This window comes from Enterococcus mundtii (genome assembly GCF_003957375.1).
Lineage (GTDB): Bacteria > Bacillota > Bacilli > Lactobacillales > Enterococcaceae > Enterococcus_B > Enterococcus_B spodopteracolus.
On sequence record NZ_CP025473.1, the window covers coordinates 1670145 to 1684133 of the forward strand.

Annotated in this window: 18 protein-coding genes; 2 read left to right on the plus strand and 16 right to left on the minus strand. The window is 38.0% G+C overall.

What is annotated here, in order from left to right:
• Positions 1–242 precede the first annotated feature (242 nt).
• Positions 243–410 carry a DUF3042 family protein gene (locus CYK55_RS08165; RefSeq protein WP_010735150.1) on the plus strand — a complete coding sequence of 56 codons (168 nt, stop codon included), beginning with the start codon at positions 243–245 and terminating at the stop codon, positions 408–410.
• A 314-nt stretch (positions 411–724) separates the two neighbouring features.
• Here CYK55_RS08165 and CYK55_RS08170 read toward each other — a convergent pair whose 3' ends face one another.
• The 16 genes from CYK55_RS08170 to CYK55_RS08240 form a co-directional block, all read right to left on the minus strand.
• The gene (locus CYK55_RS08170) at positions 725–2527 is read right to left on the minus strand and encodes an FAD/NAD(P)-binding protein (protein WP_126134171.1); all 1803 of its coding nucleotides are present in this window, start codon (positions 2525–2527) and stop codon (positions 725–727) included.
• A gap of 337 nt (positions 2528–2864) precedes the next feature.
• A complete protein-coding gene (locus tag CYK55_RS08175) occupies positions 2865–3260 on the minus strand; it encodes a rhodanese-like domain-containing protein (protein ID WP_010735146.1) in 396 nt (131 codons plus the stop codon).
• A 14-nt stretch (positions 3261–3274) separates the two neighbouring features.
• Entirely contained in the window at positions 3275–4240 is a 966-nt protein-coding gene (locus CYK55_RS08180; protein WP_034687658.1) for an ROK family glucokinase, read from the minus strand.
• A 2-nt stretch (positions 4241–4242) separates the two neighbouring features.
• Positions 4243–4452 carry a YqgQ family protein gene (locus tag CYK55_RS08185; protein WP_010735144.1) on the minus strand — a complete coding sequence of 70 codons (210 nt, stop codon included), beginning with the start codon at positions 4450–4452 and terminating at the stop codon, positions 4243–4245.
• Between the two features lie 19 nt (positions 4453–4471).
• Positions 4472–5176, minus strand: coding sequence for a rhomboid family intramembrane serine protease (locus CYK55_RS08190; protein ID WP_034687659.1), 705 nt, complete (start codon positions 5174–5176; stop codon positions 4472–4474).
• Between the two features lie 17 nt (positions 5177–5193).
• Positions 5194–5745 carry a 5-formyltetrahydrofolate cyclo-ligase gene (locus CYK55_RS08195; protein WP_034687661.1) on the minus strand — a complete coding sequence of 184 codons (552 nt, stop codon included), beginning with the start codon at positions 5743–5745 and terminating at the stop codon, positions 5194–5196.
• Positions 5746–6286: 541 nt separating this feature from the next.
• The gene (locus tag CYK55_RS08200) at positions 6287–6676 is read right to left on the minus strand and encodes a hypothetical protein (protein WP_034687663.1); all 390 of its coding nucleotides are present in this window, start codon (positions 6674–6676) and stop codon (positions 6287–6289) included.
• A gap of 93 nt (positions 6677–6769) precedes the next feature.
• Positions 6770–6970, minus strand: coding sequence for a hypothetical protein (locus CYK55_RS08205; RefSeq protein ID WP_126134172.1), 201 nt, complete (start codon positions 6968–6970; stop codon positions 6770–6772).
• A gap of 21 nt (positions 6971–6991) precedes the next feature.
• A complete protein-coding gene (locus tag CYK55_RS13490; protein ID WP_157072117.1) occupies positions 6992–7138 on the minus strand; it encodes a hypothetical protein in 147 nt (48 codons plus the stop codon).
• Positions 7139–7300: 162 nt separating this feature from the next.
• Positions 7301–7663 (minus strand): hypothetical protein, encoded by a 363-nt coding sequence (locus tag CYK55_RS08210; protein ID WP_034687665.1) that lies wholly within the window; start codon positions 7661–7663, stop codon positions 7301–7303.
• Positions 7664–7679: 16 nt separating this feature from the next.
• The gene (locus CYK55_RS08215) at positions 7680–9101 is read right to left on the minus strand and encodes an LXG domain-containing protein (RefSeq protein ID WP_241234761.1); all 1422 of its coding nucleotides are present in this window, start codon (positions 9099–9101) and stop codon (positions 7680–7682) included.
• On the minus strand, positions 9098–9445 hold the full coding sequence (locus tag CYK55_RS08220; protein ID WP_126134173.1) for a DUF3958 family protein: 348 nt from the start codon (positions 9443–9445) through the stop codon (positions 9098–9100). The genes CYK55_RS08215 and CYK55_RS08220 overlap by 4 nt, the downstream gene beginning before the upstream one ends.
• Positions 9445–9726: a TIGR04197 family type VII secretion effector gene (locus CYK55_RS08225; RefSeq protein ID WP_034687669.1), complete on the minus strand. Its 282-nt coding sequence runs from the start codon at positions 9724–9726 to the stop codon at positions 9445–9447. Before CYK55_RS08225 ends, CYK55_RS08220 begins: the two co-directional genes overlap by 1 nt.
• 209 nt (positions 9727–9935) lie before the next feature.
• A complete protein-coding gene (locus CYK55_RS08230) occupies positions 9936–10940 on the minus strand; it encodes a FecCD family ABC transporter permease (protein WP_126134174.1) in 1005 nt (334 codons plus the stop codon).
• On the minus strand, positions 10937–11926 hold the full coding sequence (locus CYK55_RS08235; RefSeq protein ID WP_034687673.1) for a FecCD family ABC transporter permease: 990 nt from the start codon (positions 11924–11926) through the stop codon (positions 10937–10939). The genes CYK55_RS08230 and CYK55_RS08235 overlap by 4 nt, the downstream gene beginning before the upstream one ends.
• Positions 11926–12726, minus strand: coding sequence for an ABC transporter ATP-binding protein (locus CYK55_RS08240; protein ID WP_034687675.1), 801 nt, complete (start codon positions 12724–12726; stop codon positions 11926–11928). Before CYK55_RS08240 ends, CYK55_RS08235 begins: the two co-directional genes overlap by 1 nt.
• Positions 12727–12890: 164 nt before the next feature.
• On the opposite strand from CYK55_RS08240, the gene CYK55_RS08245 reads away from it, so the two are divergent.
• Complete coding sequence (locus CYK55_RS08245; protein WP_126134175.1) at positions 12891–13847, plus strand: iron-hydroxamate ABC transporter substrate-binding protein; 957 nt, start codon at positions 12891–12893, stop codon at positions 13845–13847.
• Positions 13848–13989 lie beyond the last annotated feature (142 nt).

Below are 13989 nucleotides of genomic sequence, written 5' to 3' on the forward strand. Positions count from 1 at the left end.
AGACTCCTTTATCCATATAATTATATTCGTTATTTATTTTAACAAAAGTGATGACCAGAAAACAGGGACTTTTTTTGACAAAACCTTCTTTCATTTTATTTAGTAAATTTATAATAAAACATTTAGTAAATTTTTTCAAGATTTTATTGTAAAGGGTTTCAAATAAAAAAACGAAAGACTAGCGTTTTTCCTTGTTTTGCTTCATAATAGAAGTGTCAAATAGATAAACGAGGTGAATCATTATGAAAAAATTTGTATCAGGTATCTTAGTAGGTAGCTTGGCTACTGTAGCAGCTGTGGCTGGTTTAGTAACTTCTGTGAAGAAAACAGTCATCGACCCAATCGACGAAAAAGAAGCAATGATTGAAGAAAATCGTAAAAAAGCAATGAGAAAACGTGTATCACGTTAAGAGCTAGTGATTGAAGCATTCAGCTTCAAAAACAAAAAACCCAAAATTGTTCTTCAATTTTTTGGGTTTTTTTGTTTCTACCGAGTTTTTTTTTAAACTCACATTTTTAAGTTACGATAGAAATGGAAGCGGACGAATAGCACAGTTGTGTTTCCTCTATCTCCCTCATGCTATCCAAAAAGAACGTTCCTACAAGTGTCGGGACAGAAGTATTTAGCCTTATTTCCGAAGAGGTTACTTCTGTTCCCGCCGTTTATTCAGTTTTAGGTGGTGGGAGAGAACTAATGTCCCACTCTCCTGAAGGGACGTTCTTTTTATGATGTTTCTGCTAAAATCAGTTGTGCGATACGATCAATTTGTCTAAGATTCCAAAAATCGACATGGGGTCTCGGAACGGAGGCTGTTAACCATTCTACCCCTTCAGTTGGGATGCCGATACAATACAAATTGTTTTGTACTTCTCCATGGGCATCGATCACACGTGAACTTTCTCGTTCGATCGTTACCGCACCAGAAACGAAATCGCCACTTGGATCATGCAATTGGAATGGCTGAAGGATCTGGGCATCACGTAGACTGATCAAGGCTGGATTTCTTGTTGTTCGTAAGTCATTTTTGGGTAATCGTGCCTCAATTAGATAGCTACTTGTAAGCCCTTCTGGTTCAAGTTGAAATCTCTTGTCCTTTCCTACAACAGTAAAAGGAGGTTCCACCAAATGGAAAATTCCTGCATCGATCAATGCTGCTAATTCCTGGGTTCTTCGCAAAGGCGGACCAATAGTAAAAAACGCATCAAACGTATTGAACCATTGCCACAAAACCTCTTTATACTCTTTTGCAGAAAAAACTTCCCATAGCATCACTTGATGCACGATATTTCGCCAATCTTTCAATGCATCCAGCGTCGCAATCAATGGACCGCTCACATTGCCTTTTAACGCTTCATTGATTTGATCTTCGATATACCTCCGACTCATTTGTTGATACGGCAACGTATGGTCGGTCAAGTGATCTAGTAAGTCCCATGACCACAAGTGGCTTGATAATTCAGGATATTTTTGCAGCCATTTCTTTTCTGTCGCCCCAAGAAAGACTTCTTGAAATTCGCTGAGAGCAATCGACAACCCCTGTTCCTCGATCACTTTTTTGTAATAAAACAATTCGAGATCTTTTTTTAAATTAGCAAAAAAATCCTGCCCAGTCAGTTTTTTAGTACGATAGTACATATTTAATCGTTCTTGCGTCAGAATAACTGGTTGTGCCACTTCGCCAACTTTTTTCTGGTTGCGTCCGTGGGGATAGTAAGGTAAGCCTCGCCGAGAGCTGCAATAGACGACTGGCTCTTCTCCCGACGGACGATAAACCAATCGACCTGCCAATTCTTCAAAGCGACCGCCTCGTTGTTGTGTCAACAAACCGATATAATCAAAAAAACAAAGTCCTAACCCCCGAATAAACACCGGTTCTTGGGCAGGGATCATCGATAAATCAACATCGGCTGGATTAGCAGGCCCTTGGTAAAATAAGTGATGTTCAGCAGCATATTCACTCAATCGGCTTTCTTCTGTCGATTGCTCATGTTCCCAATGACCTGTTGCTAGGATCAGTTGATCCACCACATAGGCTTCGTCTTTTGTTTGTAGAATGAATTGTTTCTCTTTCTTGGTGGCTTCGAGGACTAATTCTTGTATATAATCGAAACGATCAGAAAATCGTTCTTGTAGTCGCGCGTAAAACCATTTTAGATAGACGCCGAAGAAGCGACGACTTGTTGGTTGGTTTTCTAATAAATTAGCTGCTTCACACAAAAACGCTTCTTGTTCTTTGATCGTTGTCTTACTAAGATAAGAAGGAGCAATTTCTTTCGCCCACCGATAAAGATTCACTCCGTTAGCGACCACGCCTCCACTACTTAATGTCTCATCCGTAAACATCGTCACTTGTGACGCCAATGAATTCATCAGTACTTCTTTTGGCTGATCGACTCGCCAAACCTTGCCACCGATTCCACTTGGATCAAAAAGGAGGATCTCAATATCTTCTTGTTGTTGATTATAGAGTAAACGCTCTAACATGCTAAGTCCACGAGGTCCTGCCCCGATGATCGCAATTCTCATCTATCCACCTACTTATATGTATTTGCTTGGTTGTCACGCATCTTTTCTCTTGAATTCACTCAATACGCGCTACAATGATTTACTTGGCTAACTCATTGAGGAGCAAAAGTTCTTCATGTTTTTCGTTTTGTGAACAACTGATTTCCTAATAACATCCGTAATAAAAAAAACGAATTCAGGAAAAAACTTGGTGCTGACTACCTTTGTCCTATCCTATCCTCTCATTCCATCATAGCATAATTTTTCTGCAATAAGAAAAAACAACAAGAAAAAAGAGCGAATAACCGCTCTTATTCTTGTTGCTACTAAGGTAACATAAGAAGTACAAGACTCTTCGTTAGATTTTTTTACTTTTGATTTTACCTGACCAACCATCATAGCCGCCTTTTAAGATATAGATATCTTGGTAGCCTGCTTTACGCAGTTGGTTAGCTGTACGAATACTCAAACTTTTCTTTTGATCATAAATATAAACCGGTTGGTCTTTACGAATCGAACCAAGTGAATTTTTTAGCACTGTATAAGGAATATTTCTAGCGCCTAAAATATGACCCGCATCAAAGACATCTTTTTCACGAACATCGATGACTTGTGCACGACGCATTCCTTCACGAAATTCTTCTTCTTCAAGCATTGTTGCAGAACGTTTAGCCATTACTCGTAAGTAAACTTCCCAAAATACGATAGCTAAGATGATCAGTAATAAAATGATATTAATAATCCATAAAACCATGTCGTGCCTCCACTTTATTCAGCATATTTCAAGGCTAATGAGGCAGCACCAATGACGCCTGCTTCATTTCCTAATTCAGCTAATTTGATTTTTGTTGATTCTCTTACTTGTGGGAAGGTAAATTCTTTGAAATATTTCTCCACACGACTGCGTAAAAATTCTCCCGCAGCAGATACGCCTCCACCGATGACAATACTTGATGGATTCAACGTGTTTCCTAAATTCCCGCAAGCTAGTCCTAGATATAGACAGACACGATCGACCACCATCAAACCAAATGGATCATCTGCTTCTGCTAATTCAAAAACATCTTTACTTGTTACTTCTTCACCATTATCAAGCATCGCTTTCAAGCGTGAATCACCGGCATATTCTTCTGCCAAATGACGGGCCACTCGAACGACTCCTGTCGCACTTGAGACAGTTTCTAAACAGCCACGTTTGCCACAAGTACATTCGAATCCATTTGGATCGATCGTAATGTGTCCAATTTCTCCAGCGGCTCCAGTCACCCCATGAAGTAAATGACCATCTGCCACGATACCGCCACCAACACCTGTCCCTAGAGTGATGAATACGACATCAGGATCATTTTCGCCTGCACCTTTCCAACGTTCGCCTAGTGCTGCGACATTGGCGTCATTATCGATGGCAAATTTGATGCCCGTTCCTTCTTCAATCATTTTTTTGACAAATTGAAGCTCACGCCAATTTAAATTGTAAGCACCAATCACTGTACCAGCTTCGCTGTCGACTGTTCCTGGTGTTCCCATGCCGATACCAATGAAATCTTCCGCTTTCATATGGTATAGATTTAAACGATGGTTGATAGACTCAATGATTTCAGGAATAATGTGTTTGCCATCATCCAAAATATTGGTATCGATACTCCATTTCTGTTGAATTTCTCCGTCAGGTGTCAAGATCGCAAATTTTGCTGTTGTTCCACCTAAATCAATCCCAATAATTTTTTTGTCCATGATCAAATTCCTTTCTTTCTGCTCTCTTCGATTCGGTGTTCTCTTTTTAAGATGTGCCACGCAGTCATATATGTTTCGTGATCGATCAAATGATTATCATAAAGCTTACGTAATTCGATCGTCATCAATTCAATATCATAAATCCGTGCTCCCACATAAATAAAGATACCAAATCTCTTGAATAGCTGTTGTACGTCGTATAAGCTTTCCATTTAAAGCACTTCCTTCACATTATACAAGTATTCCATAATTTTTTAAACCCACTAAAACACATATTATAAAAAGAAAGAGAAAAACGATCGACGATATAATACGATGATGGATCGAGTAATCATTGGATCGATTTGGTAATCCTAATAGATTCCCTATCAGGAAACCTCCGATCAAGCCACCAACATGTCCCCAGATATCTACTGAGGTATCTGATATACCGAATATAAAAGAAAAAACAATGAATATCATGTAACGGCGTACAAGCTGTTTCACCACATAATCATTTTTGTAATGAATACCTAGAACAAATAACGCACCAAATAAACCAAAAAGCGATGTACTTGCCCCACCAGATAATACGTTCATTTCATTGAAGGCGAAACTGGTCAAATTTCCCATGATACCACTAAGTAAATAAATCAAGAAAAAGCGCCAATGACCGTATACCGTTTCGATTTGTGAACCCATAAAATACAAAACGACAGAGTTCAGTACAAAATGCATCATCCCAAAATGGATAAATATTGGTGTGATCAAACGCCACCATTCATGTAGGTAGGCAATATGCTGGCCAGACATGCCTAGTTTAAAAGCCACGCTATTACCAGGTAATACCTCCATTGCGAAAAAGATGATTGTTTGGATCACTAAAAAAATCCGTGTTAAAAATGGCCCATCGAGCCAAGATTTTAATTTGAATTGTTGCTGCTGTTTTACTTTCATATATACCCCCTTATTTTTTAGTCATTCAATAAATGTTGGATTCTCTTATCAAAGTCTTCTGGTTCCCAATCATTATGAATCATCTCTTTGAAAGTCAAGCTGCACGTTTGATGCGGATACTCTTCCAGATAGCGATCATAATACCCTCCACCAAAGCCGATTCTGTACCCCTCTGGATGAAAGATGATTCCTGGAACGATCAATAAATCGATCATCGTTGCCTCATAAGGGTGCGTTGAAACAGGTTCTAACACACCAAAACTTGAACGTTCCAATACTGTGTTCTCGGAGAACTCATAAAATGCCATTTGACGTTTTGGCAATGTTTTGGGAATCACAACGATTTTCCCTTCGGCTCTTGCTTGTTCGATCAACGGTCGTGTATCTATTTCAATTTCATTTGAAAGAGTTATACCGATGACTTTCGCCTGTTTCCAATACTCGGTTGCAAACAATTGCTTATAGATTTTTTGTTCTTTTTCTTTTTTATAGCCACTTGCAGCAATTTTTTTAAGTTCATTAATGCCAAATTGACGGAGCTGTTCTTTTTTCTGCTTTTCGTCCCCCAAATAATCACCTGCCTACCTTTTGTTAAAATGGTAGCGGAAAATGATAAAAATAGCAATTTAACTTTTTAGATTTTTATATTTATTCTATCTTATTTTACTTAGAACATCGATCAATTATAGCTTTACTGGTTTTACATTTATTGAACCATGGGCAGCCCACCGCTACGTCATGTAGTTATTGCCATCAGATTCTACAAAAAACATTCACAAATTAGTTTGACTAATACCGTGAATGTTTTTTATTAACTATGTTTGCTATTCAGTTTCAAATTCATTATTTATGAATTGAATATTTTCAAGTATTTAAAAGTGTTTAATCTTAGCAACTCGATTTCTATTAACTCTTAGTTCACTTTCTTCATTTTATAAAAATATATAATATATCTTTTTTTTTAATGAAAGATTTGGGAATGACTTCTTCTAAATTCTCATTCCTAGCGGTCATGTATTCTTTCTCTTCTCCCTGAAGATTTGCTATTGCCCAGCTCTTCAATAAATCTAATTCTTCTATGACAACGCCTAATTTAATATTTAAAAATCGCTATTCAAAGTCTGTATGAACAATATTATTCACTTGGACAAGATCTTTTCTAGTGTACTTGTAACTTAACATTTTTTGTTTACTAAGAGACTCACTTGCAGAAATTTTATTCACATAATACCAATCTCCTTTTTTGTTTATAACTTCTGATAAAACTTTTCGCCCAACTGTAACATCTCTAATATATTGAAATTTTTCACCACTATCATCTAGTTCACCAAAAAGATAAATTTTACAATTATATTCTTCATTGATTTTCATAAAATCAAAATTTTTAAAACTAGTAACAGCAGAATCATCAAAGCATACATCAATAGTAGCTGTATCTAAACTTTCCAATTCTAAGTTTCGTGTTGCTACTGATTCTTCTATGGAAAGTAGTTTATACATACACTTCCTCCTTTTTAGTTATATGCTTGGATAAAAAGAAACTACAAAACCATTACTTTCATATACCAAAGTATATTTTTGTCCATCTATACTTTAAACCGAAAATGGTCTTTTAGGTCCGATTCCTTGTTTTATTGGTTTTATTTTCAATGTATCATGTAGAAAACTAGGAATATCTTGAACACCTTTAGCATTGAAATCCTCTATATGTCCATTGACAATATGCTTTAATACTGCTTTTTCTTTTCCTTTTTCAAACCAAAATAATTTATTTGAAGAATCTTTTCCAATCATAATTACATGATCGGGGTTATACTATACATCGCTTTTCGAAAGTTCTTCTAATAAACTAGGTTCTAACAATTTATTTCCTTCCCGCCCTTTAATCTTACCATTCTCCACTTGCTTCACACCAGTGGTCGTTAATACTTTGTATAAGTTGGATGCATATTCTAGATCCATGCTTAAAATTTACTCACGTATTGGCTTTTCTATGTATAACTCAAAGCCCCAAGTACAAAAATCATTCACAAACTAGATAAATCTAGTATATGAATGATTTTATTTCAATTACCATGTTTATTAAGTTTTTCAATTTATATCTTCATTGGTTCAATAGATTTCTTAGTAAATATCAATTCTTGCAATATCAGCTTCTAAATATTCATGTTGTTTTATATCCTTTGGAATATCTCCATCTGACAAATCTATTTTAAATTCTCCTATTTGAAGAATTTCGTTTTTCAAATCTATAAGCTCTCCCTGAACATGATAGTAATCATTTTTTTTATCTATTATATATTCTTCATTTAAACTTTTAACAATGTGTTTGATGTTAAATCCATAAATTATATCTGTGAACATATCACCTTCTGATACATCACAATCACTACAAAAACATTCAATGGAATATAAGCCATCTGAAAGTAAAATATCAGCTTCTCCTGAGTCTTCATCTATCCAGTTTACTTTTCTTATATTAATCATTTTATAACATCTCCCATTATTTTAAACCTAAACTAGGTGCTTTTTTTATAAGTTCTTTTACAGATTTTAAGTGCAAGGTTGTTATGTTCCCAGTTGTTCTGTCTAATCCTACAAATGCATACTTTGCACTTCCTTCTCCACCAACCAGTTTGATATATCCGTTCATTTCAGGAACAAATTGTCCCTCTTTAATCACATGATTTGCATCTCTTAAATACTCAACTATTGAATAGTGATTTTTATTTAAAGCTTGTTGTATTTCTGAACCATGTTTTGAAAAGTGAACTTCTAATTTAGTTTTACTATTAAATTCAATTCCACTCACATCCTCAATCTTATCATTCTCCACCTGTTTCACACCAGTGGTCGTCAAGACTTTGTAAGACGCATACGTAAATGCTAAGATCATCAGGGCTTGACCGAGTTCAGATTCATTGATCCATGTGTAGCCGTCTTTGACGTATTGTGAGGTAGAGACGAGACTGCCTAAGAGTGGGTCTAGTTTTTCACCAGTTTCATAATTAACACCTTGGCGCCAAGCCACATTGACTTTTTCTTGGTAAGTATCGTACGTCATGAATTGGATCAGTTCAGGTTCTAAATAGTGACCTACTTTCGTGACATATTGATACAACTCAGGGTTCACGATGCCGTAGCCTGATTGCTTGTCTTCGATTTTCCAAAAGACAAGTGGATTCCCATCGCTATCGTGAATAATGAGGGTATAGACGTTGTACTTTTCTAGTTCTTTGTTTTTAGTTGGATCGATGCCTTTTTTCTCGTTTTCTGCTTGCTGCCATTTGTCTTGGATCGTAGTTATCCAGGACAAATCTTTTGGTATAGAGAATGTCTTCGTTTGGCTATTCCAAGCAGTTTTTGTTTGAGCAAGTCCTTGATTGACTGCTTGTTCGAGACTTTTGATTTCTGTAAAAAATAGCGCGGAGCTTTGGTTGTAGGCTAAGAGTTTTTGGAGTTTTTCTTCCAGTTTATGTTTCAAGTCATGATACATCGTGAGTAATAACGTATTTTGATTGAGTTGAAAGCTTTGATGTTCTTCTGGCATATGAGGTGAAAGAAGCAACTGCCGTATCCCTTCGGCTTGAGTGATATACTGATTCATTTGGCGAATCTGTGCTTCTAATTCGGATTGTTTCAAGCTAATGGAGTCGACTTGTTCTATGTACTGTTGTGGAAATCGTTTTGCTGCTTTTTCAACCGCTTTGGAGAGTAAGATTCCTCCTTGCACAAGTGGGTAAAGTACTTGGGAAAAATAGGCTTTCGCAGCGTCGTAGGTTTTCCCTTGGAGATTGGGCGTTTGTAAAGTAAATTGAGTGATGGCTTGTTGGAGATTTTGGTAATCAGTGACTTGTTTTTGGCAGAAGTGACGGGCGCTCGTAGCTTGTGTCAATGAGTCATTTAGGTACATGTCGATACTCATAGGTTTTGTTCCTCCGACATGTTTTTTCTTTTCTCAAAAGCAATTTCTTCGAGTTTATTCGTGATTTTTTGTTGGTGGATCATTTCGTGATGTTGGCATTCATCAAAGCCATTCATCAATCGCCTACTTTGATGTGAAAATTCTGTGGCGAATGTTTCGATAGATGTAGAGGTATTCGACTTCTGGTAGGATATGTGTAATAGAAATAAGAAGTTCCCCACTTCTTTTAAATGATCTTGGTAATCTGAACGGCAGGCATCAAGTTGTTTCATTTTTCTTTCATGTTCTTCTCTTTTTACGAGCAAACATGTTTCTTCTGTATGTAGATCGGTCATTCGATCCATTAGTGTCTCTCCTTAAAAAGATCTCGACTTAATTGAGTGTCTAGTGTAGAAAAACCTTGAGCAACAGTTTGCAATTGACTAGCTGCGCCTGCAATGGCTGAGGCGATTTGATTGGCTGAGTTTTTGGCGGATGTTATGCTACTTTGAATGTCTTGATTACCAATTAGCGTGGTACGTGTATCATTTTGAAGCGATGATGCTTGGTTTAAAGGGGTGGTTGCACTGGTGATTCTTGAAGTGGACTGTTGGGCTTGTTGAGAATTACTGCTGAATGTGACCATAGATCTCCTCCTCGATTTATATAGGCTGTATAGAACGCTTACATATCCATTATAACAATACATCACCTTTTGGTTGATAAGAATTGTATTAGATAGGTCTTGTTACTTTATTTCTTATCTGGTTGTTGAAGGTATTTCTCAATGTACTAAAAAACACTGAAGACAAAATTGCCTTCAGTGTTTCCCTATACCAACATTCTGGTCTTATTTTATACAGATAGTTGTTTCTTTTGAATATAAAATAATAAATAAAGAAAATACGGCGCACCCAAGACAGCAATCAGAATTCCTGTAGGTACTTCTCCATCTGTCAAAATGACGCGTGCAAGAATATCAGCAATGTTGACAAATAATCCTCCGAACAAACCACTGAATAGGAGTGCCCATTGATTTTCTTTACGTACAATGATTTTGGCAGCATGCGGTGCGAGTAAACCCACAAAGGACAAGCTGCCTGCCACAGCCACACTGCCACAGGCTAAACCAACAGCAAGCAGTAGTAAAATCGACTGACTTCGTGACACATTCACCCCTAAGCTTTGCGCTCGATCTGGCCCAAAGGATAAAAGACCAATCCTACGACTATAGAAAAACGCTAAAGGGATCAGAATAAGTACCCATGGCAAAAATGCAGTGACGTAAGGCCAACTAGCACCCCAGATCGAACCTGCTAACCAAGCGTTTACAAAACCATAATTTTCTTTTGATATCTTTATCGTACTTAATAACATTGCCGCAGAGAAGCCCGCATTCACAGCGATACCTGAAAGGAGCAAACGATTCATCGCTACTTGTCCAGAACGCTGATAAGCAACAAAATAGACTAGACATGCAGCAAGTGTGCCGCCTAGAAAAGCAACAAAAAGCAACAAGAAAGGTGATGCATGGCTAGTAAAAAAGCCTAAATATAGCATAACAAAAAAGCCTGCACCGGAATTGATGCCTAAAATACTTGAATCGGCTAATGGGTTTCTAGTTACTCCTTGCAAAAGATAGCCAGCAATTCCTAGACAGGAACCTGCGAATAAACTGATCAATAGGCGTGGCAAGCGAAATTCTTTCAGAACCAATTGTTGGACCTGTGTTCCTCTACCAACTGCGACATCGATCAATTGGTCAATATAAAGAAACGGTGTACCAATCATTAAACTGATTCCGGCAGTCACAAGCCATAAAAATAGTAACAAGCCAATCCCCCAATATATTTTTTTCACACGCGTTCCCTCCTAACTTGTACCAATAAAAAAGGAACCCCAATCAAGGAAATGACTAAGCCAAAAGGTGTTTCGAACGGTGGATTGACCATGCGTGCTACAAAATCTGCTAGCATGACTAAGATTCCCCCAGCGATAAATGATGCTGGCAAGACATACCGATAATCCGTACCTACAAAGCCACGAACAACAGGTGGAACCATCAAACCAATAAAAGAGACGGGCCCAACTAAAGAAACAGCTAACGCTGCTAAGATCGAAACAAAGATGAAAACCAATACCCGTGTGCGCTGTGGATGTCCTCCTAAGGCGACCGCATGTGATTCACTCAAATGGATCAGGGAGATCGACTTCCCTAATAGAAAAGAGCAAATAACCGCCACTAGATAGATAGGTGAAAGAACGAGCAACTGTTGCCAAGTAATATTCGCCGCACCGCCAACAAACCAAAAAGTCAAATCTTGTTGTAGATTAAATAACTGGGTCAGTGCTTGGCTGATTGCGGTAAAAAAAGAACTGATTGCCACACCGGCTAAAATCATCTGCATAGTACTGCGTCCTATTTTTGAAAAACTGAAAAAACCTAGAACGAGTATCGTCACGATCAACGAACCAAGTAATGAAAGCAGAAAAATTGAAAACGGCGAAGCTTTAGGTAAAAAAGCAAAGCTAAATGCCATGGCTAACGACGCACCAGCATTGATCCCTAACAGTCCTGAATCTGCCAAGTTGTTTCGCGTTACCCCTTGCATCAAAGCACCACTGAGGGCGAAACAGCTTCCCACAATAAATGCTCCGATGACCCGAGGCAGACGGATATTACGAATGATCTGCTGGGCTTGATCAGTCGGATCGAACTGGAACAACGCCTGCCAAACTTCATTGCCTTTAACTGTAGAAGCACCATTATACAAAGCAAAAAAGAAGACAATGATTGCCAATAACAGAAGCAACCATAGGATATTTATTTTTTTCCCTTTCCTCATCATTTTCCCTCCGGTTTCTTGATGAGATCATATGTTAAAAAGACAGGTTTATTTGTTTCTGGTAACTGGACGATTTGTGCTTCGATCTCAAAAATCTCTCTCATCCATTCTTTCGTGATGACTTGTTCTGGAGTCCCATTGACGATCAATCGACCTTCTTTCATTGCGATTAAATAATCGGAAAATCGGGAGGCATGATTGATGTCATGGATCGACATCAAAATCGTTGTTTTTTTCATTCGGTTGATTTCTTTCAGCAAATCTAAGATCTCCAGTTGATGCGCCGGATCTAAAAAAGTTGTTGGTTCATCAAGGATCAAGATATCTGCTTCTTGAGCTAACGCCATCGCGATCCAGACTCGTTGGGCTTGACCTCCGGATAAACTTGCTAAATCTCGATCTTTTAGCGAGATCAGATCCGTCGCTGTCAATGCCCATTCAATGGCCTGTAGATCTTGATCATCCATGCCACTGAATAGTTTTTGATAGGGATATCTACCGTAAGAAACGACTTCTTCGACTGTCATTCCTAATGGGTATTCACTCGTTTGGGCTAGTAAGGCAAGTTTCCGAGCTAGTTCTTTCGAATGATAGGTCGTCAAGTCACGATCGTTGACTAATATTTTGCCATTTTTTACAGGAAGTATGCGGGTAAAGCTTTTTAATAATGTAGACTTACCACTGCCGTTCGGACCAATCAAACTGGTGATTTTCCCTTCTGGTATAGCGACAGACAAATTTTCAATTATCGTTTTGTTGGGGTAACCGGTAGTAATTTCAACTGCATTTAATCTAGACATATACTTCCCCTCTCATTGAAAATCATTCTCAATTATGACGGTACTTCACAAATTCGTCAAGCACAAATTTCGTCGTATACGCTAGTAAAAAGAGTTGACAGCGCACTTTTCTTGGGGAATAATAGCAATTGAGAAACATTCTCAATTACGTTTGGAGGAAAGACATGAGACTTAAAAATAAACTATTCACAATCTCTAGCGCATTACTTTTGGTGGGATTACTGAGTGCTTGCTCGCCAGGCTCATCCACAACCGAAGAGACAACCGCATCATCGACTACTGCTGATAACGGTACGCATACCTTGACAGATACATTAGGGCATTCAGTTGAAATACCTAACCAACCAAAACGGATCATCGGCAGTTACTTAGAGGATTATCTTGTTGCGTTAGGTGAAACCCCGGTTGCTCAATGGACAGTCGGCAGTGGTTCGATCCAAGATTATTTACAAGATGATCTGAAAGATGTCCCAACTATCTCCTATGATCTACCCTATGAAAATGTGTTAAGTTTTGAACCTGATTTATTATTGATTTCTTCTTCAGCCACTGTCGAAGGTGGCAAATACGAGCAATATAATAAAATTGCTCCAACCTATGTTGTTAAAAATGGTACCGATGTCACATGGGAAGAACAGTTGCAAGACATTGGCAAAGTATTGAATAAAGAGAATAAAGCAGAGGAAATCATTCAAGATTATCAAGATTACGCGAAAGAAACACGAGAAGAATTGAGTGATCAGATCGATGGGAAAACAGCTGCTGTCTTATGGGTCACGAACAACTCTGCCTTTATGGTCAGCCAGAATCGTTCAAGCGGTCGCATCGTTTATGAAGATCTACAATTCGGTGTGCCATCTTTAGTAGAAGAAGTATCAAAAGAGGCAACCTCTGATTGGTCAGCTGTTTCATCAGAAAAATTAGCTGAATTAGACGCAGACTATATCATCTTAGTCAATAGTGACGAACAAGCTGCGATGTTCAACGAACCCACTTGGCAAAATCTGAAAGCAGTCAAAGCGGGGCAAGTATTCGAATTTGGTCCAACTTCTAGCTGGTTATATAATGGACCAATCGCTAGTCGTCAAATGATCGATGATATCAAAGGCGAGCTAAAGTAAAAGCGTGAAAATCACATTTTGACTTGTGCTGTAAATAAAAAGAAGTGTTCAGTATGCTAGCTGGTAAACAGCACATCAAAAAACGACCATCACCAAGAGGTAAAATTCTTCGGTGATGATCGTTTTTTTCGATGTTCAATTT

Excerpts from the sequence above, each read along its gene's own strand:
- CYK55_RS08165 (WP_010735150.1), top strand. The coding sequence starts at position 243 with ATGAAAAAATTTGTATCAGGTATCTTAGTAGGTAGCTTGGCTACTGTA.
- CYK55_RS08170 (WP_126134171.1), bottom strand. The coding sequence starts at position 2,527 with ATGAGAATTGCGATCATCGGGGCAGGACCTCGTGGACTTAGCATGTTA.
- CYK55_RS08175 (WP_010735146.1), bottom strand. The coding sequence starts at position 3,260 with ATGGTTTTATGGATTATTAATATCATTTTATTACTGATCATCTTAGCT.
- CYK55_RS08180 (WP_034687658.1), bottom strand. The coding sequence starts at position 4,240 with ATGGACAAAAAAATTATTGGGATTGATTTAGGTGGAACAACAGCAAAA.
- CYK55_RS08185 (WP_010735144.1), bottom strand. The coding sequence starts at position 4,452 with ATGGAAAGCTTATACGACGTACAACAGCTATTCAAGAGATTTGGTATC.
- CYK55_RS08190 (WP_034687659.1), bottom strand. The coding sequence starts at position 5,176 with ATGAAAGTAAAACAGCAGCAACAATTCAAATTAAAATCTTGGCTCGAT.
- CYK55_RS08200 (WP_034687663.1), bottom strand. The coding sequence starts at position 6,676 with ATGTATAAACTACTTTCCATAGAAGAATCAGTAGCAACACGAAACTTA.
- CYK55_RS08205 (WP_126134172.1), bottom strand. The coding sequence starts at position 6,970 with ATGATTGGAAAAGATTCTTCAAATAAATTATTTTGGTTTGAAAAAGGA.
- CYK55_RS13490 (WP_157072117.1), bottom strand. The coding sequence starts at position 7,138 with ATGGATCTAGAATATGCATCCAACTTATACAAAGTATTAACGACCACT.
- CYK55_RS08210 (WP_034687665.1), bottom strand. The coding sequence starts at position 7,663 with ATGATTAATATAAGAAAAGTAAACTGGATAGATGAAGACTCAGGAGAA.
- CYK55_RS08215 (WP_241234761.1), bottom strand. The coding sequence starts at position 9,101 with ATGAGTATCGACATGTACCTAAATGACTCATTGACACAAGCTACGAGC.
- CYK55_RS08220 (WP_126134173.1), bottom strand. The coding sequence starts at position 9,445 with ATGGATCGAATGACCGATCTACATACAGAAGAAACATGTTTGCTCGTA.
- CYK55_RS08225 (WP_034687669.1), bottom strand. The coding sequence starts at position 9,726 with ATGGTCACATTCAGCAGTAATTCTCAACAAGCCCAACAGTCCACTTCA.
- CYK55_RS08235 (WP_034687673.1), bottom strand. The coding sequence starts at position 11,926 with ATGAGGAAAGGGAAAAAAATAAATATCCTATGGTTGCTTCTGTTATTG.
- CYK55_RS08240 (WP_034687675.1), bottom strand. The coding sequence starts at position 12,726 with ATGTCTAGATTAAATGCAGTTGAAATTACTACCGGTTACCCCAACAAA.
- CYK55_RS08245 (WP_126134175.1), top strand. The coding sequence starts at position 12,891 with ATGAGACTTAAAAATAAACTATTCACAATCTCTAGCGCATTACTTTTG.